The sequence below is a fragment of the Bacillus sp. CH_48 genome, assembly GCF_038008465.1.
In the GTDB taxonomy this organism is placed as follows: Bacteria; Bacillota; Bacilli; order Bacillales; family Bacillaceae_G; genus Bacillus_A; species Bacillus_A thuringiensis_S.
On record NZ_JBBOZF010000001.1, the window covers coordinates 1,952,072 to 1,975,591 of the forward strand.

Below are 23,520 nucleotides of genomic sequence, written 5' to 3' on the forward strand. Positions count from 1 at the left end.
TTTATTATTCAGCTTCAGAAACAACTGTGAAGCGTTCGTTTACATGTTTTGGATTTTCGATTTCATCAAGTGCTGCAACTGCGAAGTCCTCGTAACTTACGTAGCTATCACCTTTTGAGTTAACAAGAAGATTGTCTTTGCCAGCTTTGTAAGAACCAGTGCGTTTTCCTAATGCGAATAGTGCAGAAGGGCTGATGAATGTCCAAGTGATATCATTTGTTTGTTGCAAGATTTCTAAGTTTTTACCTTGGTTTTGAGCTGTTGCAAGGTATTCGCCTGGGAAACCTGGTGTATCAAATACACGTGTTGTTTTTTCTTCGTCTACAAATAAGCTTCCTGCTCCGCCAACTACAAGTAATTTTGTATTTGGTGCACCTTTCACAGCTTCGATAAGTACGTTTCCTGCATCTACGTGAAGGTGTTCTTGCCCTGCTGGAGCACCAAATGCATTTACAACTACGTCGAATGCTTGTAGGTCGTTAGATGTAAGAGAAAATACGTCTTTTTCTAAAACTTTTACGTTTTCTTCTGTAATTTTTGCAGCGTTTCTTACGATTGCAGTTACTTCATGTCCACGATCTAATGCTTCTTTTAAAATACGACTTCCTGCTTTACCAGTTGCTCCGATAATTCCGATTTTCATAATAAATCCCTCCAAAGTGTTTTGTTAAATTGTATATCTGAAAGTGAATGAATGTATTGTAATTAGGTTTGTTACAACCTGTTGTAATCATTATAGTTACAGGTAGGTGTTTTTGTCAATGGGGTAGTTTGTAGATTTATTTTTTGTTTTAGTATGCACAGTTAGAGGGAGGAGAGTCATAAAGATATTGTTACTTCGCGCTTGGCTAATATTTGGAAATTGCAAATTGTCGAAAAATGTTGATTTTTGAATGTTTTTTAAATATAATTCGTTTTATGGAGAAAAGGAGGGGTTAATTGTATGAATATTTTGGAACAATTCGTTTCATCAACGAATACGATTCTTTGGTCATATATTCTTATTGCAATGTTAATTGGTTTAGGGCTTTATTTTTCTATTAAATTGAAATTCGTACAGCTTACTCATTTAGGAGAAATGATTCGTTTAATGAGTGATGGACTAACTGGCAAGACACGTAAAAAGGGCAGTGTATCATCGTTCCAAGCATTTTGTATGAGTTCTGCAGCTCGTATTGGTATCGGGAACTTAGCTGGTGTAGCGTTAGCTATTTCTATGGGAGGACCTGGAGCTGTATTTTGGATGTGGGTTATTGCGATTATCGGTGCTTCTTCAAGTTTCGTAGAAAGTACGCTTGCGCAAATTTATAAAATAAAAGATGGCAGTGGCTTCCGTGGTGGTCCTGCTTATTATATGGAAAAAGGTTTAAATAAACGTTGGATGGGGATTTGGTTCTCTATTCTGATTACAATTAGTTACGGTTTAATTTTCAACTCAGTACAAGCAAATACAGTAACATTAGCATTTGAAAATGCATTTGGCTTAGAGCGTTATATTGTTGGTATTGTATTAGCTGCATTAGTTGCGGTTATTATTTTTGGTGGTGTAAAAAGTATTGCACGTATGTCGGAAATGATTGTTCCGCCAATGGCGCTTATTTATATTGCCGTAGCTATTTTTGTTGTCATTAAAAACTTCTATTTAATACCAGATGTGTTTACGGAAATCTTTAAAGGTGCATTTGGTTTAGATTCAGCTGTAGGTGGCGGTATCGGTGCTGCGATGAAATATGGTATTCAGCGCGGATTATTTGCGAACGAAGCAGGTATGGGTAGTGCGCCGAATGCGGCAGCAACAGCTGATGTAACGCATCCAGCGAAACAAGGTTTTATTCAAACGATTGGAGTATTAGTAGATACATTCTTAGTATGTACATCAACAGCATTTATCGTACTATGTTCTGGTGCATATAAAGCAACGAATTTAGAAGGTATTGAATTAACACAAAATGCATTAAGTTCACAAATTGGCCCATGGGCGAGCAGTTTCTTAGCGATTATTATTTTCTTATTTGCATTTAGTTCACTTCTAGGAAACTACTATTATGGTGAAACAAATATTGAATTCATTAAGCAAAGCAAAACGTGGTTAACAATTTATCGTATTGCGGTAGTTGGAATGGTATTATTCGGTTCTGTTGCGACGCTTCAAGTTGTATGGAATATGGCGGACTTATTTATGGGGCTAATGGTAATCACGAACTTAATTGCGATTACACTTCTCGGCCGATTTGCGTATGCTGCATTGGCAGACTATGTAAGGCAAAAGAAACAAGGAAAAGACCCAGTCTTCAGTGCAGATTCTATTCCTGGTTTAACGAATACAGAGTGTTGGGATAAGTCAGCGGTAACAGATAAAGAAAAAGCAGTGTAAATGAAAAGGCGAGCATCGAGGTGAATTCGATGCTCGCCTTTTTTGTTGTAGGAAATGATGAAAAGGGTGAGAGGTAATTATTAATATAATTTTTTTTGTTTATTTCTCTCTCGTTATTTGTGGGGAACGTGCTGTATTAAAAGTATGACTGGTCGAAGAGGATAAGTGATTGAGTATTGGATAAATGTATGTAATGGCTATATTTTTATGTAAAAAAAACACGTATGTTAATTTTATTAACATATTCATGTTATAAAACCTTACATAAAGTTCTTGATTACTTAAAGTTTTTAGAATATAATTTTCTTATTGTTAGGAAGAGGGGGCAATGCAAATATGGATTTTTTAGCTAGGGTAATTGGGGATGTAAATAATATCCTTTGGTCATATGTCATTATTGCGATGTTAATTGGGTTAGGGCTCTATTTTTCATTTCGTGTGAAATTTGTCCAAGTTCGTTACTTCGGTGAAATGATTCGTTTGCTTGGGGATGGAGCAAGCTCGAAAACGAGAAAAGCGCAAAAAGAGAAGAGCGGCGTATCATCATTTCAAGCGTTTTGTATGAGTACAGCTTCTCGTGTAGGTACTGGTAACTTAGCTGGTGTAGCTATTGCAATCTCAGCAGGTGGTCCAGGAGCAGTATTTTGGATGTGGTTAATCGCGGTAATTGGGGGTGCTTCTGCATTTGTAGAGAGCACATTAGCGCAAATTTATAAAGTAAAAGATGGGAATGCATTCCGTGGGGGCCCAGCGTATTATATGGAAAAGGGTTTAAAGAAACGCTGGTTAGGTGTTGTGTTCTCTGTTCTAATAACAGTAAGTTTCGGATTGATTTTTAACGCTGTACAGTCTAATACTGTAGCGGCTGCCTTTGATGGGGCGTTCAAAACAGATAGTAGATTAGTAGGTCTTGTTATGGCTGGTTTACTTGCAGTTATTATTTTCGGCGGAGTAAAACGAATTGCTCGCGCGGTTGAAATGATTGTTCCAGTAATGGCAATTATTTATGTAGCAGTGGCATTATTCGTTGTTGTAACAAACATTACGGCAATTCCATATGTATTTAAAGAAATTTTCTTACATGCTTTCGGAATTAAAGAAGTAGTAGGTGGAGGATTAGGAGCTGCGATTTTATTAGGGGTAAAACGTGGATTATTCTCAAATGAAGCAGGTATGGGTAGTGCGCCGAACGCAGCAGCGACTGCAAACGTAACGCACCCAGTTAAACAAGGTTTCATTCAAACTTTAGGGGTATTTACAGATACATTATTAATTTGTAGTTGTACAGCATTTATTATTCTTTTATCAGATGTGCATAATGCAGCTGATTTAAATGGAATTCAATTAACGCAGCAGGCGTTAAGTCAACATATCGGTCCATGGGCTTCTATATTTGTAGCAGTTGCAATCTTCTTGTTTGCATTCAGTTCATTAGTAGGTAACTACTACTATGGTGAAACGAATATTGAGTTCTTAAATGGAAGTAAAGTGCTATTAAATGCATACCGCATTGCTGTACTTGGTATGGTTATGCTAGGGTCCGTGGCGACAATTCAAATCGTTTGGGATTTAGCAGATTTATTTATGGGAATTATGGCTGTTATTAACTTAGTAGCAATTGTATTCCTTTCTAAGTACGCTTTCGCAGCGTTATCAGATTATATTAAGCAAAAGAAACAAGGGAAAGATCCAGTCTTTTATGCGGAGTCTATTCCAGGTTTGAACAATACAGAGTGTTGGGATAAGCCAGAGGTAGCTGATAAAGAAAAAGCAGTATAATGAGGTGAGCATCAAGTGAAACTTGATGCTCATTTTTTGTTGGTTCAGCTATTTGTGTGAAGTGAAACTCCCGTTCATTAAAGTTTCGCTTTATAATGAAAAAGACGAACATTCATGAATGTTTCATAATAAAACGTATTTTTTTAAGAAAAATGCGGATATGAATTATGATTTATGTTAGAATGGAAAATGCCTTTGAAATAAGAGGTTTTATGATCTTTCCTATCCGATTGAAGGTTTTGGAGGAGAAATGGAAAGTTCGGATTATTTCTTGTTTCGAATGGTCAGACGTTCAACGTTAATGAAGAGTTAAATGGAGGATTTTATTAATGAAGTTTGTTATGTTCCTTGTAGGATTACTCGTTGTATTTGTACTCGGTTTTCTTATAAGTGCCGATCGAAAGAAGATTAAGTATAAACCAATCGCAATTATGCTTATTATTCAGCTAGTATTATCTTATTTCTTATTAAATACGCAAGTTGGTTATATTTTAGTAAAAGGAATTTCAGATGGATTTGGCGCACTTCTTGGATATGCGGAAGCTGGAATCGTTTTCGTATTTGGTGGTCTTGTTAATAAAGGAGAGGTTTCATTCTTCTTAACAGCGCTATTACCAATCGTATTCTTTGCGGTTTTAATCGGAATTCTGCAACACTTTAAAATTTTACCAATATTTATTCGTGCTATTGGTACGTTGTTAAGTAAAGTAAATGGTCTAGGAAAACTAGAATCATATAACGCAGTAGCAGCTGCCATTGTTGGACAAGCAGAAGTATTTATTACAGTAAAAGATCAATTAAGTAAAATCCCAAAACATCGTTTATATACATTATGTGCATCTTCTATGTCGACAGTATCGATGTCAATTGTTGGTTCTTATATGAAAATGATTGAACCAAAATATGTAGTAACAGCACTTGTATTAAATTTATTTAGTGGTTTCATTATCATTCATATTATTAACCCGTACGATATTACAGAAGAAGAAGATACACTGAAATTAGAAAATAAGAAGAAACAATCATTCTTTGAAATGCTAAGCGAATATATTATGCTTGGTTTCACAATCGCGATCACAGTAGCGGCAATGTTACTTGGTTTCGTAGCATTAATTACAGCAATCAATAGCTTGTTTGATTCAATGTTCGGTATTACATTCCAAGCTATTTTAGGATATATTTTCTCACCATTAGCATTCGTAATGGGCATCCCGCAAGCAGAAATGGTAACAGCGGGACAAATTATGGCAACAAAATTAGTATCAAACGAGTTTGTTGCGATGCTTGATCTTGGAAAAGTAGCTGGTGATTTATCGGCTCGTACAGTTGGTATTCTTTCTGTATTCCTTGTATCATTTGCGAACTTCTCATCTATCGGAATTATCGCAGGTGCAACGAAAGGTATCGATGAAAATCAATCAAATGTTGTATCATCATTCGGCCTACGCCTTGTGTACGGTGCGACATTAGTAAGTATTTTATCAGCGATTATCGTTGGTGTTATGTTATAAAGTGAAACTTTAATTAGTGGGGGGAGCTTTATCCCCCGCTGATTATCAGCCCTCACCAATCGGGCTTTTATGGGCAGTTAATCAACCATCTAACTTCTTTGTTTTCGCTGAATGTTGAGATGGGGGTCTTACTGCCCGTTAAAGCGGGGTAAAAAAAGGATGGCTCTAGCTCATAGCTAGGGCTATTTTTTTATGGTAAATTTGCATGAAAAAACCAATTAATTAGGAATATATTAACATATAAAAATCTTTTAAAATTTATATTGCATTTCACCTAGATAACGCTTACAATTTGATTTGTAGGTGGTATCAATTTCAGACTTTCAAGTATGGTAGGAGAGAAGAAGCTACCTTTTATAAATTGCAATTTATGTAAACGCTTACTGATTTTAGATGACAGTTGAATAGTTTTTAGGGGTTTTAAATTTTTTTAACAACAATGGTCAGACGTCATTCGTTATACGTTATACGACCAATAACTCGTGGGAGAAGTGGGGGATTCACATATGAAAATAGTAATGTTTCTAGTCGGTTTACTTGTAGTGTTTGTACTAGGTTTCCTTATCAGTTCAGATCGTAAGAAAATTAAATATAAACCAATTGCACTTATGCTTGTCATTCAATTGGTACTTGCGTATTTCTTACTAAATACAAAGGTCGGATTTGTATTAGTAAAAGGGATCGCAGATGGATTTGGTTCTATTTTAAAATTTGCGGAAGCTGGGGTTAACTTCGTATTTGGTGGTCTAGCAAACGATGGACAAGCACCATTCTTCTTAACAGTATTATTACCGATTATTTTCTTAGCAGTATTAATCGGGATCCTGCAACATATTAAAGTTTTACCGATTATCATTCGTGCAGTCGGTTTCCTATTAAGTAAAGTTAACGGTTTAGGAAAACTAGAATCATATAATGCGGTAGCGGCTGCAATCGTTGGTCAAGGGGAAGTATTCATTACAGTAAAAGATCAACTAAGCAAATTACCGAAAAATCGTTTATACACACTTTGTGCATCTTCAATGTCTACAGTATCGATGTCAATCGTCGGTTCTTATATGAAAATGATTGATCCAAAATATGTAGTAACAGCACTTGTATTAAACTTATTCAGTGGATTCATTATCGTTCATATCATTAATCCATATGAAGTAAAAGAAGAAGACGATATTTTAGAATTACAAGAAGACAAGAAACAAACATTCTTTGAAATGTTAGGCGAATATATTATGCTTGGTTTCTCTATCGCTGTAACAGTAGCGGCGATGTTAATCGGTTTCGTAGCATTAATTACAGCAATTAACGGTGTATTCGATTCAATTTTCGGAATCACATTCCAAAGCATTTTAGGATACATTTTCTCACCATTAGCATTCGTAATGGGTATTCCAACATCAGAGATGCTACAAGCAGGACAAATTATGGCAACAAAATTAGTGACGAACGAATTCGTTGCAATGCTTGACCTTGGAAAAGTAGCTGGCGATTTATCAGCTCGTACAGTAGGTATTTTATCTATCTTCCTTGTATCATTTGCGAACTTCTCATCTATCGGAATTATCGCAGGTGCAACGAAGAGTATCGATGGCAAACAAGCAAACGTTGTATCATCATTCGGTTTAAAACTTGTATACGGTGCAACGTTAGTAAGTATATTATCAGCGATTATCGTTGGGGTTATGCTTTAATAAATTAAGAAAAGCAATGAGCGTAAGCTCATTGCTTTTTTGTTTAACTTGCTTTATCCAAATCTCTTTTAAAACGTGGTTTCTCTAAATAAGTTCCCAGTCTCCACACATATTCCACTGGACCCATCCGGTATTTCTGGAGCCAATAGGTGCTAACGAATAATTGAATCGTATAAATTCCGATGGTTACAAGAATACCGAAGAAATAACCGATTTTACCGTATAGGCCAAATCCATATGCGTAAAAAATAGTTGTTGCAATAATAGATTGTGCTAAGTAATTACTAACGGACATTTTTCCCATGTTCGCCATGTATGTTAGTAGACGAGATGCTTTTTTGTAATGGAATAATAAAATAATCGTACTTCCGTAAAAGAAGGTCATAGTTACTGGTGTAAGGCCATCTTGTAACATAATTAAAATCGGATGCTTTACGAACATAGCTAAGATTTTAATTGTAAAAGAGAAGAGACCGGTGGCAAACCATATTTTTTTGACAGCAGGTATATGTTTATTGACCTCAAATAGCCAGCCTTTTTTCCCTACATACATTCCGAGTAGGAACAGTGGAGACATAAAAATTATTGCGAAAACTGATATGAAAAATAATCCGAATGCACCGTCAATTCCCATGTAATCAAAAGGATTTTCAGTCAATCTAAAGTTGACGTGATCCATATAGCCTCCGGTTTGATGGACTTTATGTTCTTTTTCAGTATAAGGTGCGAAATCATTTATATTTGTAGATGGATCAGTTTGATAGGACATAAGTGTAATAAGTGCGAGTAGAATAATCGCCCAAATGAGCAAAGTTTTCGGTTTTCGATTGATGAACATCATTAAGAAAATCCCGATAACTCCGTATGCAAATAAAATATCTCCCTCCCAAACAAAAGTGCCGTGAATGTAGCCAAGTAGTAAAAGAATGATAATACGTCTTATGTATGTAGGGAAGAATTTTTTTCCTTTTGCGATAATACTTTTTTGTAACAAAATAATGCTAAGCCCAAATAGAAAAGAAAATAGGGATATAAAATTGTGTGTGCCGAAAAATTGAATAAACCAATTAGCGCCTTTATCAAGATTGCCGAATAGATAAGTGGGTTTTTCACTGGTGAAGAACCCAAATTGAATTAATGTCATATTGACTAGTAAAATGCCAAACAAAGCGAAACCACGAATTGCATCGACAGCTTCTACACGTTGATTCATTTTTTCTCTCCTCGTATATTGTTTTTATATTGAAAATAATACCATTTTATAGCTGGCGCTATGTCAAATATGAGGAAATTTAAGGTGATTTTAAGATAGAGAGCAAATAAAAAATCACCTTAATACATGTATTAAGGTGATTGAAATATTATTGAGCTGGAGGTGTAAATGTACGTTTCTCTAATTCAGCATCTAGCATAAATAGTGCGTTTGAATCACTTGTAATACGTTTTAGTTTTTGGATGATGCTATCAAATGAAGCTTCTTCTTCTACTTGCTCATCGACGAACCATTTTAAAAATGTAATTGTTGCGTGTTCACGCTCATCCCAAGCGATATCAGATAAGTTATAAATACGCTTCGTTACTTCACGCTCGTGCTCAAGTGCCACTTCAAAAGCGTTCAATACAGATTCATATTCGTTATTTGGATTATCAAATCCAGTAATAATAGCACGCTCACCACGGTCATTAATGTAGTTGTAAAGCTTCATTGCGTGGAAACGTTCTTCTTCAGCTTGTACAAGGAAAAAGTTAGCGAATCCATCATAGCTCTCAGCTGTACAGTAAGCAGCCATTGCCATATAGGCGTGGGCAGAGTAAAATTCAAAGTTCATTTGATCGTTTAATGCGTCGTGCAATTTTTTAGATAACATAAAATCCCCCTTAGTATTGTGACAAGAACATTATACCATAATTGATAATATTCTCATTTGGATACTTCGAACCTTTTCGAAAGCTTTGTGACGTGTGCCTCCATAATGTCTTGTAAATCTAAATCATATTTTTGTGAAAGAATAATAAGATTAGATAGTACATCACCAAGTTCTTCTTTTAACTCTTGTTTTAGTTCTTCTTCTGTTTTCACTTTTTCGTCAGGACGATCACGGCCAATTTCGATTGCACGAACAACGCGTGAAACTTCTCCAACTTCCTCTGTTAAGAAATTTAAGCGAATAAAGGAATTATACTGTGACCAGCTTCGTTTTTCGTAAAATTCCTCCACCCATCTTTGAAATGCGACGATATCCATTTCTTCCTCATCCCTTCAATATGTTGTACAATATTCATTGTATCATAACAATATATAGTTTCGGGGTGTAGGAATGAGAAAGATTTGTGTGTTTGCAGGTTCTAATTTAGGGGAGAGACCAGAATTTAAAGAGCAGGCAATAGCGTTAGGAAAAATGTTTGTTGAGAACGATTATGAGCTTGTATACGGTGGTTCTTGCGTTGGATTAATGGGAGAAGTGGCAAACGAAGTTCTTCGCTTAGGCGGACGTGTAACAGGTGTTATGCCACGCGGTCTATTCCGAGGAGAAATTGTTCATACAGGGCTAACAGAATTAATTGAAGTAGAGACGATGCATGAACGTAAAGCGAAAATGGCAGAGCTTGCGGATGCTTTTATTGCATTACCAGGCGGATACGGAACGTTTGAAGAGCTATTTGAAGTAGTATGTTGGTCACAAATTGGTATACATAATAAGCCGGTTGGTTTATTGAACATAAAAGGCTTTTACGGACCAATTTTACAAATGGTTGAACGTTCAGCTGAAGAAGGATTTATGAATCCATCAAATAAAGAATTGATCGTTTCAGCTGAGACGGCAGATAAACTAATTCATGCAATCCAAAATTATGAGCGTCCTGTTTTGGGAACGAAGTGGAAGCAACTATCATAGCAAATACGGAAACACATGTCGTTTTAATTTAAGATGGCATGTGTTTTTAATTTGGTTAAATATGTTAATGTTTAGATGTAATGTTTTGGGGAAAGGAGAAATAGATGGAGGAGTTCGTATATTTACGTCCGGTTTTTAAAAGTATTTTAGCAGCATCTATTCTTGTTATGCTAATTGTTTTGAGACAGAAGAAAGAGTTGATTAATGAATTTTCGCTTTGGTTTATCTCGGTATTGTGTATCGGTGTTTCCGCGATAACGTTGTTTATGTCCGGATTTATCGTTGATGAGTATAATCTAGGTGGAGATCCACAATCGTTTTGTATGTTTATTGCGATTGGTTGTATTAGTGGTCTGAATTTCATTATTTATTACAGAAGGCAATAAAAGAGGCATTCCATATTACTTTGGAATGCCTTTATCATTTTGATTGCTTTGTTTTTTATACAGGTACCAGCCACCCCAGCCGCCACCAATTGCTACGACAACGAGGAAAGCATAGTCCTTAACCTCGACACGTATATTGAAAATATTAGCTATAAGTAAGAGAATCCCAACTGTTATTAACGCAAAAAACGCTCTAATTAAGTAGTCTTTCAACTGAACCACTCCCGTCATTTAAGTAGTAAATGATGAATTTGGAAAAGCCTTTTGGATCTATGATACTAAAGGGTGTTTCCTATATTTTAACATAAAAAGGATTGTAATATAGTGATAAAAGTGGGGGCGAGTTGTGTGTTAATATTGTCGTGATTTGTCGGTAAATTGATATCCCTTGTCGAATCGTTGATATATTGAGGGTAATGATCGATATAATGAAAAAATCGTTGATATATTAAGGGTAATGATCGATATATTTGAAAAATCGTTGATATAATTTCGTGTACCGTTAAGTGCAACCACTACATAAAAAAAGCGACTCTGAACGAGCCGCTTCTGCTTTAATTTTATTATCCAGCGCCGGTAGCTAGAATGTTTGGTGTCTTCGCTTTTTCCTCACATTCTGAGAGAGCTACTTCCGCTTTTAACGATATCCAGCTCCAGCGGCTAGAATCTCCGGTCATTTCGCTCTCTCGCTCGAAGCAAAAAGCGCTTCAAGGTCGAGAGCTCCAATGTCCTGCGATTCTGAGCGAGCCGCTTCTGCTTTTAACGATATCCAGCTCCAGCGGCTAGAATCTCCGGTCATTTCGCTCTCTCGCTCGAAGCAAAAAGCGCTTCAAGGTCGAGAGCTCCAATGTCCTGCGACTCTGAGCGAGCCGCTTCTGCTTTTAATGATATCCAGCTCCAGCGGCTAGAACAGTCGGTTGTTTCACTCCTTCATTCGAGGCAAAAAGCGCCTCGTAATCAGGAGTTCCAACACCCTCCTGTTCTGAGCGAGCCGCTTCTGCTTTTAATGATATCCAGCTCCAGTGGCTAGAACAGTCGGTTGTTTCACTCCTTCATTCGAGGCAAAAAGCGCCTCGTAATCAGGAGTTCCAACACCCTCCTGTTCTGAGCGAGCCGCTTCTGCTTTTAATGATATCCAGCTCCAGTGGCTAGAACAGTCGGTTGTTTCACTCCTTCATTCGAGGCAAAAAGCGCCTCGTAATCAGGAGTTCCAACACCCTCCTGTTCTGAGCGAGCCGCTTCTGCTTTTAATGATATCCAGCTCCGGTGACTAGAACAGTCGGTCATTTCGCGCCTTCCTGTGAGGCAAAAAGCGCCTCTTCGTCAGGAGCTCCAATGCCCTCTTGTTCTGAGCAAGTCACCTCCGCTTTAAAATCTATTATTGATTCAAGAACGCGCGTAGCATCCAAGCGTGTTTTTCTAGTTCTGTGTAGATGCCTAGTAGTAGGTCAGATGTCATTTCGTCGTCAGAGTCTTGAGCGATTTCCATGCCTTTTTTCAGTTCGACTAGCATCATTTCGTAGTCTTTCATAATTGCTTCGACCATCCCTTCTGCAGTTTCTCCGTATGCTGCTTCTTGAATAGAAGATAGTTCTAAGTATTCTTTCATTGTTGCTACTGGTTTGCCGCCAATTGCTAAAATGCGTTCTGCAATTTCATCGATGTGAGTAGCTGATTCTGTGTAAAGTTCTTCGAATTTCTCGTGTAATGTGAAGAATTGAGGCCCTTTTACGTACCAATGGAAGTTGTGAAGTTTTGTGAATAAAACGCTCCAGTCTGCTACTTGTTTGTTTAATACCTCGATTACTTGTTTGTTCATTATGATCAATCTCCTTTTGAGTTGTTATGTTATATCAATTACTAATTTATAATTATTATAATCTAGTAATTGATATAAAACAACCCTTTTGCTGAAATTAATTTGAACAAATTATGAACTGTTGTAAATAAAAATCCCTATTACGGTGAGGTAATAGGGATTTTGTTTGATATATAGCTCTTGTTCTAAATGAGCCGCTTCTGCTTTTATATAATATCCAGCTCCGGTGACTAGAACAGTCGGTCATTTCGCGCCTTCCTGTGAGGCAAAAAGCGCCTCTTCGTCAGGAGCTCCAATGCCCTGCGATTCTGAACGAGCCGCTTCTGCTTTTAATGATGTCCAGCTCCGGCGGCTAGAATCTCCGGTCATTTCGCTCTCTCGCTCGAAGCAAAAAGCGCTTCAAGGTCGAGAGCTCCAATGTCCTGCGATTCTGAACGAGCCGCTTCTGCTTTTATATAATATCCAGCTCCGGTAGCTAGAATGTTCGGTGGTTTCGCTTTTTCCTGCGAGGCAAAGAGCGCCTCTACGTCAAAAGCTCCATCCCCCTCACATTCTGAGCAAGCTACTTCCGCTTTTAGGCGATGTCCAGCTCCAGCGGCTAGAATCTCAGGTCATTTCGCTCTCTCACTCGAAGCAAAAAGCGCTTCAAGGTCGAGAGCTTGAAGTGTCCTGCGATTCTGGACGAGCCGCTTCTGCTTTTAATTTATTACACAACCTTCTGTTTTTCTTCTACATCCTGTCCATCCCAGCACTCTGTATTCTGTAAACCAGGGATAGAGCTTGCAACGAAAACTGGATCTTTTCCTTGTTTCTTTTGCTTCAAATAGTCTACTAATGCAGCGTAAGCAAATTTGCTAAGGAATGAGATGGCAATTAAGTTTGTGAATACCATTAGTCCCATGAATAAATCAGCTAAACTCCAAACTGTTTTAAGAGCAGCGATTGATCCGAAGAATACCATTCCGACAACTGCAACACGATAAATCATTAACCATGTTTTGCTTTCTTTAATGAATGCAATATTTGTTTCACCATAATAGTAGTTTCCTAGTAGAGAACTGAAAGCGAATAGGAAAATAATAATCGCTAAGAAAGTGCTTGCCCACGGTCCGATTTGTGAACTTAAAGCGTTTTGTGTTAATTCGATACCTTCTAAATTTGATCCTTTGTAAAGTCCAGAACATAATACGATAAATGCTGTTGATGTACATACTAAGAATGTATCTACGAAAACACCTAATGCTTGAACAAGTCCTTGTTTTACAGGGTGAGATACATCTGATGTTGCTGCTGCGTTAGGAGAGCTACCCATACCTGCTTCTGTCGCGAATAAACCGCGCTGAATTCCGAACTTGATTGCTGCTCCAATACCACCAGCGATGGCTTGGTCTAAACCGAATGCACCGTTAAAGATTTCCATGAAAATGCTTGGTAACATATTGAAGTTGTTAATAACGACAAAAATAGCCACGCCGATATAAACGATTGCCATTGGCGGAACAATCATTTCTGTAATACGTGAAATGCTCTTAATACCACCAAAAATAATGACTGCAACTAATAAGGCTAATAGAGCTCCTACGATTGTTCGCTCTAGTCCAAAAGCATTTTCAAACGCTATTGTTACTGTATTCGCTTGTACTGAATTGAAAATTAATCCGTACGCAACTGTAATAAGAAGTGAGAACCAAACACCCATCCAGCGTTTGTTTAATCCTTTTTCCATGTAATATGCCGGCCCACCACGGAACCTGCTACCATCTTTTACTTTATAAATTTGAGCGAGCGTACATTCTACGAAACTAGTAGCTGCTCCGATAATTGCGATAAACCACATCCAAAATATTGCGCCAGGTCCACCCATTGAAATTGCTAGTGCTACACCGGCTAAGTTCCCGATACCGATACGTGCTGCTGCACTTAAGCAAAATGCTTGGAATGGAGAGATGCTATCTTTCTTTTTTTCTTTTCGATTAAACCCTTTACTAATTAAGCTGACCATCTCACTGAAATGAGTAATTTGGACAAATTTTAATTTAAAAGAGAAGTAAAGACCGAAGCCGATTAGCATTGCAATAAGAATATATGACCATAAAATATTATTCGTTACCTCAAGGAATCTGCTAAAGATATCAACCATATAATACACTTCCTTTTTTTCGTAATAAGAAAATTATATGCAAAAAATATACGAGAATCAATTTTTCTAAAAAATTATGTTACTTAAATCAATTTTGTGTTATGATTATGTTACATCGTAATATTTTTAGAATTATTTACATTTTAAAAAACTAAATTTAAAGCGAGAAAGTGGGGATAATTTGAAAGAAGATTCTTTATTGAAATTAAGCCTTGAGAGTTTGAAAATGAGAAGTAATATGTTTTTTATCATTACATCTTTAAGTATCTTTTTAGGGGCAACTTATTATTACAATAAAAGATTTCCAAATCACAAATATCCTGAGTGGTTAGAATTTCTAAAGTTGATTGGATGAATAAAAGACAGAAAAACAGAAAATTAAAATAAATAAGTTATGGAGGAGCTAAAAATGAATATTAGAGAAAGTGAACTTCCGGGTATTGGTTATAAGTTTCAAATCGTTACGAAAGGTAACGAAAAGATGGTAATTGTCATTCATGATGATGGGCGTAGAGAAATGTATCATTTTGATTCAGACCATGAAGAAAGCATCTCAAGTATTTCACTACGTGACTCAGAGGCAAGGCAAATCGCAGCAATATTAGGTGGAATGGTATATAAGCCTAGGGCGTTAGAAAATGTTGAGATGGTTTTTGAAGGTTTAGCGATTGAGTGGTTCAAAGTGGAGAATACAGCTCCAGCAATCGGAAAAACAATTGGCGATCTTGAAATAAGAAAAACATATAGCGTAACGATAATCGCAGTTATGAAGAAGAACATGAAGAAGCTATTTAATCCAGGACCAGAAACAGTAATTGAAGAAGGAGATATGCTTGTAGTTTCAGGTGAGAGAGAAGAAATTAAAAAAATCATTAATGAATTACTTTCAAATAGGGGGGACTGACTAGATGGATACGTTAATTTTTGAAGTTGGTACAGCTTTAGTTTTAGTGGCAATTGCAGCGGTAATTGCTGGAAAATTTAAATTCTCAGTAATTCCTTTTCTAATTGTTCTCGGAATGTTAGTAGGACCGCATGCACCGACAATAGGTGTTATCGATCTCAAATTTATTGAAAGTGCAAGTGTAATTTCCTTCCTTGGACGGATTGGGGTTCTATTCCTTCTATTCTATCTAGGATTAGAATTTTCAATGAAAAAACTAATTAAATCTGGACGCTCTATTGCGATTGGCGGAACGATTTATATTTTAATTAACTTTTCACTTGGTTTGTTATACGGATTTATAATGGGATTCCCATTACTAGAAATCTTAATTATTGCGGGTATTATTACGATTTCTTCTAGCGCTATCGTTGCTAAAGTGTTAGTGGACTTAAGAAGAACTGGTAATAATGAAACCGAATTAATTTTAGGAATTATTATGTTTGAAGATATATTCCTTGCTGTATATTTATCAGTTGTTTCTGGTTTAGTACTAGGGGATCACGCTTCCTTCTTAGGCGCCCTTACTTCAATTGGAATTGCTTTAGGATATATGCTTCTATTCTTTATAGTAGCTAGAAAGGCTACGCCGTTATTAAATAAATTGCTCAATATTAGCTCAGATGAAATCTTTATTATTGTAGTATTTGCTTCGTTATTCTTCATTGCTGGTTTTTCAGAAACAATTCACGTTGCAGAAGCGATTGGGGCACTTCTTCTAGGATTAGTTTTCTCTGAGACAGAGCATAGTGATCGAATTGAACATCTTGTTGTTCCATTCAGAGACTTTTTCGGAGCTATTTTCTTCTTCAGCTTCGGGTTAAGTATTGATCCGTTCTCATTAGGCGGAGCGATATGGTTAACGTTAGGTGCTGTCCTTCTTACAATAATCGGCAACTTTGTAGCAGGAATGATTGCAGGAAGACAAGCAGGGTTATCTCATAAAGCATCAACAAATATCGGATTAACAATCGTTTCACGAGGAGAGTTCTCCATCATTATGGCTAATATCGGTATCGCCGGTGGTTTAATGTCAGTACTGAAACCCTTCTCAGCACTATACGTGCTTATACTATCCATTTTAGGCCCACTTCTGACAAAAGAGTCGAAGAATGTATATAAATTCTTAAATAAAATCTTTAAGTGGGATACGAAGACTAACTAAATTTAAAAAAATAAAGTACAAGATATTTCCTGCTTGTACTTTTATTTTTGCAATGAAAACAGTAAAGAGAGGTAAATGATGTTAGGAGAGTTGATTCATTCGGTTTTAGTTTTTTTAGAAGGACTTGGTTATTGGGGAATTATGCTTGGATTAATGCTAGAGGTTATTCCAAGTGAAATCGTATTGTCTTATGCAGGTTATTTAGTATCAACAGGAAGCATTACATTTTGGGGCGCTGTCGCGTTTGGTACAATTGGTGGTGTAATTGCACAACTATTCATTTATTGGATCGGTCGATACGGAGGAAGACCTGTTCTTGAGCGATATGGAAAATATATTTTAATTCAGAAGAAACATATTGATTATGCTGAAGATTGGTTTAATCGTTACGGAACTGGCGTTATCTTTACCGCACGTTTTATTCCGGTTGTGCGTCATGCTATTTCGATACCGGCGGGTATTGCGAAAATGTCACATGCTAAGTTTATTACGCTAACTACATTAGCTGTTATTCCGTGGTCAATTGTGTTTGTATATTTAGGGTTTAAATTAGGAACAGAGTGGGAAAGCATTAATAAAGTTGCGGGGCCATATGTGAAATACTTTGCACTTGCTGCTATTGTTTGTGCAATTGGTTATTTTGTATTAAAAAAAGTGATGAAAAAAAAGTGATTACGGAAAAGGAATCTATGTCGACATAGGTTCTTTTTTTATTGGCATTTTTTCAAGGATGAAAGAATACGTTTAATATTTACCATATTGTGGCATACATATAGAAAAAGGGTGCTTGGAAAGGGGAATAAAGAGAAATGGAACTCCAGTTTCAAAATGTATATCAACAGGTAGAGAATTGGTATGTGTTGGATTCGGAGCTTCATTGGGATGTCAAAAAGCTGAGAGAGGATTTATTTTCTCTTATTGAAGCATGTAAAACGCCCGTTATTTTTTGTGATACGTGTGATGCAAACGATGTGCTTCTATCATTAGGGGAAGAGGAAGAAGAATTCCTATTCCCAGTAGGTGGTTTTTATCATAAAGAAAAACAATTAATTTTTGTTTGTATGTGGGAAGAGTATGAGCAGGTGCTCAAAACACTACTGCATGAGTTTCGTCATGCGATGCAGCATAAGAGAGAAGTATTGTATGTTGGAAGTGAAGTGTACGAAGATAGATGGATTGAAAAAGATGCGAGGAAGTTCGCGGAGAGGAAATTGGATGAATATAAGAATAGAAAGTTAATGTAAAGCATAGTGGAGAAATAGCGCTGTGCTTTCTGTATACTTATTAAAAATAAGTATTTGACTTTTATAAAGTTTAGTTCTAAACTAATGATATGAAACGAGCGAGGTGATGAAATGAAAACAGAAGATAGACTCGGATTACTATTATGGTTTCGTTTATCACGCTTTTATAATAAGAGTATTCGTGAGACGAATCAGCATTTGAAAGAATGGAATGTATCTGCCGCTCAGTTTGATGTACTAGCTCAAGTTGGAGGGCATAATCGTCTAACGCAGCAAGAGCTTGGAAATAAGCTATTTGTTACGAAGGGAAATATCACGCAGCTTTTAAATAAAATGGAGCAGCTAGAGTGGATTCGTCGTGAACAAGAAGGTACTACAAAATATATTTCGTTAACAGAAAAGGGAAAAGTTTTATATGAAGAAATCGTCCCGCCTCAAGAAACATTCCAAGCGGAGCAGTTTCAAAAATTAAATGTAGAAGAACAACATCAATTATTACAATTACTAAAAAAATTACAGTGAGAAAAAATTTTAAAATAAATCTCGAATTCGATATAGTATGAGGTGAAGGATATGTTTAGAAAAGTTGATCATAAAAATATGGGCAGAGCAAATCATGGTTGGTTAAATACACATTTTCATTTTTCTTTTGCCAATTACTATAATCCAAATAACATGAACTTCGGAGCGTTACGTGTTATTAATGATGATCTAGTAGCGGCACAAACTGGTTTTGATATGCATCCGCATCGTGATATGGAAATCATTTCGTACGTTGTAGATGGTGCTTTAACACATGAGGATAGCATGGGGAACCGCGGAACAATTGAGCGAGGACATGTTCAATATATGAGTGCTGGCACAGGTGTATTTCATAGCGAGCATAATTTAGGAAATGAAACACTACGTTTATTACAAATTTGGATTTTACCAGATCGTGCGGATCATAAACCAAACTATGGTGAGTTTAAATTTGATTGGAGCGAGCGTGAAAACGAATGGTTCCATATGGTATCTCCAGTAGAAGGAGAGGCACCAATTCAAATTCACCAAGATGCAAATTTATATTCTTTATCGTTAGATGCCGGAAAAGAAATTCATTTTCCTGTGCGAGAAGGCCGTCAATTGTATCTTGTTCAAATTGAAGGAAGCAGTGTAATAAATGGTGAAACGTTTGTTATGCGTGATGCAGCAGAATCTGTAGAAGAAGATACTCACATTCAAGCGAAAGAGCAATCACACTATTTAGCAATTGAATTGAAAAAACAATAAAAGGCTTATAGAAAAGAGGACATCTGATAGGATGTCCTCTTTTTTGATTGGAATTATCTGAAAAATGTTTCTCAAATTTTCGGTAGAGGTATCGGCTGTAAAAATCAGAATTTTATAAAAGTGTCAAAAATCTTTATGGGAATGGGGAATGTTATAGTGAAAAAGCAAGTCATTTCATCAGCATTAGCGTTAACTGTTATCGCCGGGGGATTTGGAGCGTTTGGGGCAACGACAACGAAAGCGGAAGAACAAAAAATTCAATATCATCAAGAATTTAAAACACCTGCATACATAGGTGAAGAATGGAAAGCACCGGAAGGACTAGATAAAAAAGAGACGGTCTTTCAATACTTAGAGAGTAAGAAAGATATGTTTAAATTAGCAGGAAATATTGAAAAGCATTTTAATATCGTTGGAGAAGAAAAAGACGCTGAATCTGACACGACACATGTGAAGCTAGTTGAGAAACATAATAACATTCCTGTGTACGGTTCTGATCAAACTGTTACACTTGATAAAGAGAATAATGTAAAAGCATTCTTCGGACAAGTTATTCCGAATTTAGATGATAAAAATATCCCTGCATCTGCAAGCATTAGTGCGGAACAAGCAGAAACAATTGCAAAGGCAGATATTGAGAAAGAAATTGGTAAAGTAAAGAATTATGACGGTGTGAAAAAAGATTTATTTGTATATGAAAAGGACGGTAATTACTACCTTGCATACTTAGTTAAGGCATCGATTTCAAAACCAGCTCCAGGGTATTGGCATTATTTTGTTGATGCAACAAATGGAAATGTTATTGAGAAATATAATGCTGTAGATCACGTTACAGGGTTTGGCTACGGAGTATTAGGTGCTAGACAATCATTTGAAATTGCCCAAGATGAAAAAACGGGAGTATTCAACTTATTTGACGGTAAACGAGGACAAGGTATTCACACATTTGATGCAGAAAATATGGATGAAAACTTGTTTAATTTATTCTCACAATGGCTTGGATATACAGGCGAAGAAGTTGAAAGTAAATCTAAGTTCTTCGAAGATAAAGCTGCAGTTGATGCGCATGTAAATGCAGGAAAAGTATATGATTACTACAAAAAAACATTTAATCGTAACTCTTTCGATGATAAAGGTGCGAAGCTTATTTCAACTGTTCACGTAGGGGAGAGCTGGAATAACGCAGCTTGGAACGGTGTGCAAATGATGTATGGTGATGGCGATGGAAAAACATTCATTCCATTATCTGCTGGACTTGATGTTATCGGTCACGAATTAACGCATGCTGTAACTGAACATACAGCAAACCTTGTTTATAAAAATGAGTCAGGGGCGTTAAATGAATCGTTATCCGATATTATGGGTGTTATGGTTGAGAAGAAGAGCTGGGATTTAGGTGCTGACATTTATACACCTGGTAAACCAGGCGATGCACTTCGTTCACTAAAAGATCCAGCGTCTATTCCAAACCCATTAAAACCAGGTGAAGGTTACCCAGATCACTATAGTAAACGTTATACTGGAACAGCTGATAATGGTGGCGTTCATATTAACAGTAGTATTAATAATAAAGCTGCTTATTTAGTATCTGAAGGCGGAGATCATTACGACGTGAAAGTAGCTGGAGTGGGCCGTGAAGCGACAGAAAAAATTTACTACCGCGCTCTTACGAAATATTTAACTGCAAACTCTGACTTCAAAATGATGCGTCAAGCTGCTCTTCAATCAGCCGAAGATTTATACGGTAAAGATTCTAAAGCTGTACAAGCTGTAACGAAAGCTTATGATGCAGTAGGCGTAAAATAATAGGAAAAAAACCTGACTAGAATGTCAGGTTTTTTTCTTTATCCCGCTATTTGCAGGGCAGTAAGACCCCCACCTCAAAATTCATCGGAAGCAAAGAAGTTAGGTGGGGGCCCTGCTGCCCGTAAAAGCCTGATTGGTGAGGGCTGATAATCAGTGGGGAATGAACAAAACCCCCATGGAATAAAGTTTCACTTTATTCCGCTAGTCGCGAATACCTAATGCGATTTTCGCCATACGTGACATACGTTCTTTCGACCACGGTGGATTCCAAACGACATTTACTTCTATTTCATTAACTTCAGGTACGTTTGTTGATAATACTTTTTTAACGTCTGATACGATTTGCCCAGCCATTGGACAACCGATAGAAGTCATAGTCATCGTAATGACAGCATTATTATTTTCATCTGCTGTAACATCATACACTAATCCAAGATTAACGATATCAACACCTAGTTCAGGGTCAATAACAGCTTCTAAATTATCCAATAATTTATTTTCAAATGCTTCTTGTGACATAAGCAGCCCCTCCTATATTTTAATGATATCGATTCTCATTATAACGGAAATGAGCATAATGTGCAGGAAATGAGCTCAAAAAAAATATCCCTCTTTGAAAGAGGGATATTTTTTGAAAATCTATTCTGTTTTAAAATGAGATACGAGTTGATCTAACTCTTCAACTGTTTGTTTCATTTTTCCAGCAGTTACTGTCATTTCATTCATAACGATAACTTTCTGTTCAGCAGATTGTGCCGTTGCGGCGGTTTCGCTGGATACTTCAGTCGAGATAGAAGCGATGTTATTAAGTGAAGCATTCATTTCTTCAGCACTTGCAGCCATCTCTTCAGCAGTTGCTGATATGTCTTGCATTTGAGTAGATACTTTATTTACTTGTTCTACAATTGTTGTGAAAGAAGTACCAGCTTCACGAATAACATGAATGCCTTCAAATGCTTCAGAACGGCCTTGAGACATCATAGAGCTAGCAGTTTCTGTATCATTTTGAATTTGATGTAGTAATTGATTAATGTCTGTTGCAGCTGTTTTAGATTGTTCAGCAAGCTTTCGAACTTCGTCAGCTACGACAGCAAATCCTTTTCCTTGCTCGCCAGCACGAGCTGCCTCAATAGAAGCATTTAAAGCAAGTAAGTTTGTTTGCTCAGCGATATTAGAAATAGATTGTACAGCGGTATCGATATATTTCGTATGAGTGATTAGACGTTCAACCACTTCTGACGTAGCATTTACAGCTTCGTGTATCGTTGTCATTTGTGAAACGGATTTTTGGATAACGGTACTTCCATCGCTAGCATGTTCAGATGTGGCAACAGCAAGTTCCGCTACAGATGAAGCAGATTCAGCAATACGTTGAACACTTACTGCCATATCGTCCATTGCAGTTGAACTTTCTTCCATACTAGAAGCTTGTGATTGAATACTTGCGTTTAAGTTAGACATTGAGCTTTGGACTCTTACTGTCGCCTCACGTGATGTATTCGTTTTTTCTAGCATGTTTTCAGAAGCGGTTTGTACTTCCACTGATGTTTTTTGAACACGATTAATAATATGTTGTAGGTTTTCTAACATTTTATTAAATGATGCTGCGATAGCACCGATTTCATCGTTGCTATTTACTTGTAGACGTGCCGTTAAGTCACCTTCTTGAGAAGCTAACTCTTTTAGTTTCGTGTCAATTTGTTGAATTGGTTTCACAAGTTTACCAGAGAACCACCATGCAAGAATAATTGCAGCGACAATACAAATAACAAGTGATAAGAAAATAACATATTCGATTAAGAGTGCAGATTGGTCAATTTTTTCAATAGATTGTTCACGTAATGTAGCTTGTTCATTACTATAATTTGTGAAGTCACCAATTACTTTATAGACAGTTCCGTTTTCTGAAGAAGCTACTTGTAAAGCTTCTTCCCATTTTTGTTCTTTTGCAAGAGTGAATACTTTTTCTTCAACGAACTTTCTCCAAGTAGACCCTAATTCCATTGTGCTTTTTACGGATGAAGAAAGATTTGGATTAGAAAGAAGTTTATCTTTTGAATCCTCAAGACGTTTACTCATCTCATTAAACTTGTCTAATTCGACTTGATCATGTTGTAGTAAATAACCTCTTAAAGCAGAGAGCTGTACTTGATAAGCATCTCCACGTTCTTTCAATTCTGTTGCCAGTGGAGAAATTTCTTTTTGTAATGTTTCAGCTTTACGAGATTGGTCAATAGCAAAAAATAAAATAAATGCTAAGGCGATACCAAATAAAGCGCAAATCGTTCCCATCATGAACATAAGTTTTTTTCTGATACTTACAAAATTCATATGATAAAAAGCCTCCTTTGTGAAATCTTAGTATTAGAATTAATTAATGTAAAAAATGAAAGAAAGCTTTACTCCAGTTGGAATAAAGCTTTCTTATTTCCTTTAGGAATTATAGCAGACGGAATGAGAGATAGAAAGATATATTTTAAAGTGAAAAAAGAGAGA

Annotated in this window: 23 protein-coding genes; 13 read left to right on the top strand and 10 right to left on the bottom strand. The window is 36.6% G+C overall.

Annotated elements, in window-relative coordinates; genetic code table 11:
- Window positions 1–4 precede the first annotated feature (4 nt).
- Window positions 5–643, bottom strand: coding sequence for an NAD(P)-dependent oxidoreductase (locus N2V92_RS09570; protein ID WP_000689910.1), 639 nt, complete (start codon window positions 641–643; stop codon window positions 5–7).
- Window positions 644–943: 300 nt separating this feature from the next.
- On the opposite strand from N2V92_RS09570, the gene N2V92_RS09575 reads away from it, so the two are divergent.
- From N2V92_RS09575 to N2V92_RS09590, 4 genes are all read left to right on the top strand, one after another.
- Window positions 944–2,374 carry an alanine/glycine:cation symporter family protein gene (locus N2V92_RS09575; protein WP_001022952.1) on the top strand — a complete coding sequence of 477 codons (1,431 nt, stop codon included), beginning with the start codon at window positions 944–946 and terminating at the stop codon, window positions 2,372–2,374.
- Between the two features lie 336 nt (window positions 2,375–2,710).
- Entirely contained in the window at window positions 2,711–4,153 is a 1,443-nt protein-coding gene (locus N2V92_RS09580; RefSeq protein ID WP_000346410.1) for an alanine/glycine:cation symporter family protein, read from the top strand.
- A gap of 329 nt (window positions 4,154–4,482) precedes the next feature.
- Complete coding sequence (locus tag N2V92_RS09585; protein WP_000673845.1) at window positions 4,483–5,664, top strand: NupC/NupG family nucleoside CNT transporter; 1,182 nt, start codon at window positions 4,483–4,485, stop codon at window positions 5,662–5,664.
- 506 nt (window positions 5,665–6,170) lie between these two features.
- Window positions 6,171–7,352: a NupC/NupG family nucleoside CNT transporter gene (locus N2V92_RS09590; protein WP_000706853.1), complete on the top strand. Its 1,182-nt coding sequence runs from the start codon at window positions 6,171–6,173 to the stop codon at window positions 7,350–7,352.
- A 43-nt stretch (window positions 7,353–7,395) separates the two neighbouring features.
- Here the strand turns inward: N2V92_RS09590 and N2V92_RS09595 are convergent, their stop codons facing one another.
- From N2V92_RS09595 to N2V92_RS09605, 3 genes are all read right to left on the bottom strand, one after another.
- On the bottom strand, window positions 7,396–8,565 hold the full coding sequence (locus tag N2V92_RS09595) for a DUF418 domain-containing protein (RefSeq protein WP_042596448.1): 1,170 nt from the start codon (window positions 8,563–8,565) through the stop codon (window positions 7,396–7,398).
- A gap of 148 nt (window positions 8,566–8,713) precedes the next feature.
- Complete coding sequence (locus N2V92_RS09600) at window positions 8,714–9,220, bottom strand: ferritin (RefSeq protein WP_000949393.1); 507 nt, start codon at window positions 9,218–9,220, stop codon at window positions 8,714–8,716.
- A 53-nt stretch (window positions 9,221–9,273) separates the two neighbouring features.
- Window positions 9,274–9,597 carry a MazG nucleotide pyrophosphohydrolase domain-containing protein gene (locus N2V92_RS09605; protein WP_000355764.1) on the bottom strand — a complete coding sequence of 108 codons (324 nt, stop codon included), beginning with the start codon at window positions 9,595–9,597 and terminating at the stop codon, window positions 9,274–9,276.
- A 73-nt stretch (window positions 9,598–9,670) separates the two neighbouring features.
- Between N2V92_RS09605 and N2V92_RS09610 the strand changes: the two genes are divergently transcribed.
- A complete protein-coding gene (locus tag N2V92_RS09610; protein ID WP_033669073.1) occupies window positions 9,671–10,249 on the top strand; it encodes an LOG family protein in 579 nt (192 codons plus the stop codon).
- A 104-nt stretch (window positions 10,250–10,353) separates the two neighbouring features.
- Window positions 10,354–10,635: a hypothetical protein gene (locus N2V92_RS09615; protein ID WP_000390910.1), complete on the top strand. Its 282-nt coding sequence runs from the start codon at window positions 10,354–10,356 to the stop codon at window positions 10,633–10,635.
- A gap of 15 nt (window positions 10,636–10,650) precedes the next feature.
- Here N2V92_RS09615 and N2V92_RS09620 read toward each other — a convergent pair whose 3' ends face one another.
- The 4 genes from N2V92_RS09620 to N2V92_RS09635 all read right to left on the bottom strand — a co-directional run bounded on the left by N2V92_RS09620 (window position 10,651) and on the right by N2V92_RS09635 (window position 14,594).
- The gene (locus N2V92_RS09620; protein WP_000656312.1) at window positions 10,651–10,848 is read right to left on the bottom strand and encodes a hypothetical protein; all 198 of its coding nucleotides are present in this window, start codon (window positions 10,846–10,848) and stop codon (window positions 10,651–10,653) included.
- Window positions 10,849–11,760: 912 nt separating this feature from the next.
- Complete coding sequence (locus N2V92_RS09625) at window positions 11,761–11,922, bottom strand: hypothetical protein (RefSeq protein WP_015670564.1); 162 nt, start codon at window positions 11,920–11,922, stop codon at window positions 11,761–11,763.
- A gap of 91 nt (window positions 11,923–12,013) precedes the next feature.
- Window positions 12,014–12,454: a Dps family protein gene (locus tag N2V92_RS09630; RefSeq protein ID WP_001041895.1), complete on the bottom strand. Its 441-nt coding sequence runs from the start codon at window positions 12,452–12,454 to the stop codon at window positions 12,014–12,016.
- A gap of 706 nt (window positions 12,455–13,160) precedes the next feature.
- Window positions 13,161–14,594 carry an alanine/glycine:cation symporter family protein gene (locus N2V92_RS09635; RefSeq protein ID WP_000227588.1) on the bottom strand — a complete coding sequence of 478 codons (1,434 nt, stop codon included), beginning with the start codon at window positions 14,592–14,594 and terminating at the stop codon, window positions 13,161–13,163.
- 409 nt (window positions 14,595–15,003) lie between these two features.
- Between N2V92_RS09635 and N2V92_RS09640 the strand changes: the two genes are divergently transcribed.
- The 7 genes from N2V92_RS09640 to nprB all read left to right on the top strand — a co-directional run bounded on the left by N2V92_RS09640 (window position 15,004) and on the right by nprB (window position 21,024).
- On the top strand, window positions 15,004–15,498 hold the full coding sequence (locus tag N2V92_RS09640; protein WP_001026075.1) for a cation:proton antiporter regulatory subunit: 495 nt from the start codon (window positions 15,004–15,006) through the stop codon (window positions 15,496–15,498).
- Between the two features lie 4 nt (window positions 15,499–15,502).
- Window positions 15,503–16,702: a cation:proton antiporter gene (locus N2V92_RS09645; RefSeq protein ID WP_000380223.1), complete on the top strand. Its 1,200-nt coding sequence runs from the start codon at window positions 15,503–15,505 to the stop codon at window positions 16,700–16,702.
- Window positions 16,703–16,780: 78 nt separating this feature from the next.
- On the top strand, window positions 16,781–17,374 hold the full coding sequence (locus tag N2V92_RS09650; RefSeq protein ID WP_000900216.1) for a DedA family protein: 594 nt from the start codon (window positions 16,781–16,783) through the stop codon (window positions 17,372–17,374).
- Between the two features lie 137 nt (window positions 17,375–17,511).
- Entirely contained in the window at window positions 17,512–17,946 is a 435-nt protein-coding gene (locus N2V92_RS09655; protein ID WP_000422791.1) for a DUF3920 family protein, read from the top strand.
- A 111-nt stretch (window positions 17,947–18,057) separates the two neighbouring features.
- The gene (locus N2V92_RS09660) at window positions 18,058–18,468 is read left to right on the top strand and encodes a MarR family winged helix-turn-helix transcriptional regulator (RefSeq protein ID WP_000845462.1); all 411 of its coding nucleotides are present in this window, start codon (window positions 18,058–18,060) and stop codon (window positions 18,466–18,468) included.
- Window positions 18,469–18,519: 51 nt separating this feature from the next.
- The gene (locus N2V92_RS09665; RefSeq protein WP_000488932.1) at window positions 18,520–19,218 is read left to right on the top strand and encodes a pirin family protein; all 699 of its coding nucleotides are present in this window, start codon (window positions 18,520–18,522) and stop codon (window positions 19,216–19,218) included.
- A gap of 156 nt (window positions 19,219–19,374) precedes the next feature.
- Entirely contained in the window at window positions 19,375–21,024 is a 1,650-nt protein-coding gene (nprB, locus tag N2V92_RS09670; protein ID WP_000745125.1) for a neutral protease NprB, read from the top strand.
- Between the two features lie 201 nt (window positions 21,025–21,225).
- On the opposite strand, the gene N2V92_RS09675 is transcribed toward nprB, so the two are convergent.
- Together N2V92_RS09675 and N2V92_RS09680 are read right to left on the bottom strand one after the other, a co-directional pair.
- Window positions 21,226–21,543 (bottom strand): metal-sulfur cluster assembly factor, encoded by a 318-nt coding sequence (locus N2V92_RS09675; RefSeq protein ID WP_000076424.1) that lies wholly within the window; start codon window positions 21,541–21,543, stop codon window positions 21,226–21,228.
- A 120-nt stretch (window positions 21,544–21,663) separates the two neighbouring features.
- The gene (locus N2V92_RS09680; protein ID WP_001012200.1) at window positions 21,664–23,355 is read right to left on the bottom strand and encodes a methyl-accepting chemotaxis protein; all 1,692 of its coding nucleotides are present in this window, start codon (window positions 23,353–23,355) and stop codon (window positions 21,664–21,666) included.
- Between the last annotated feature and the right edge of the window lie 165 nt (window positions 23,356–23,520).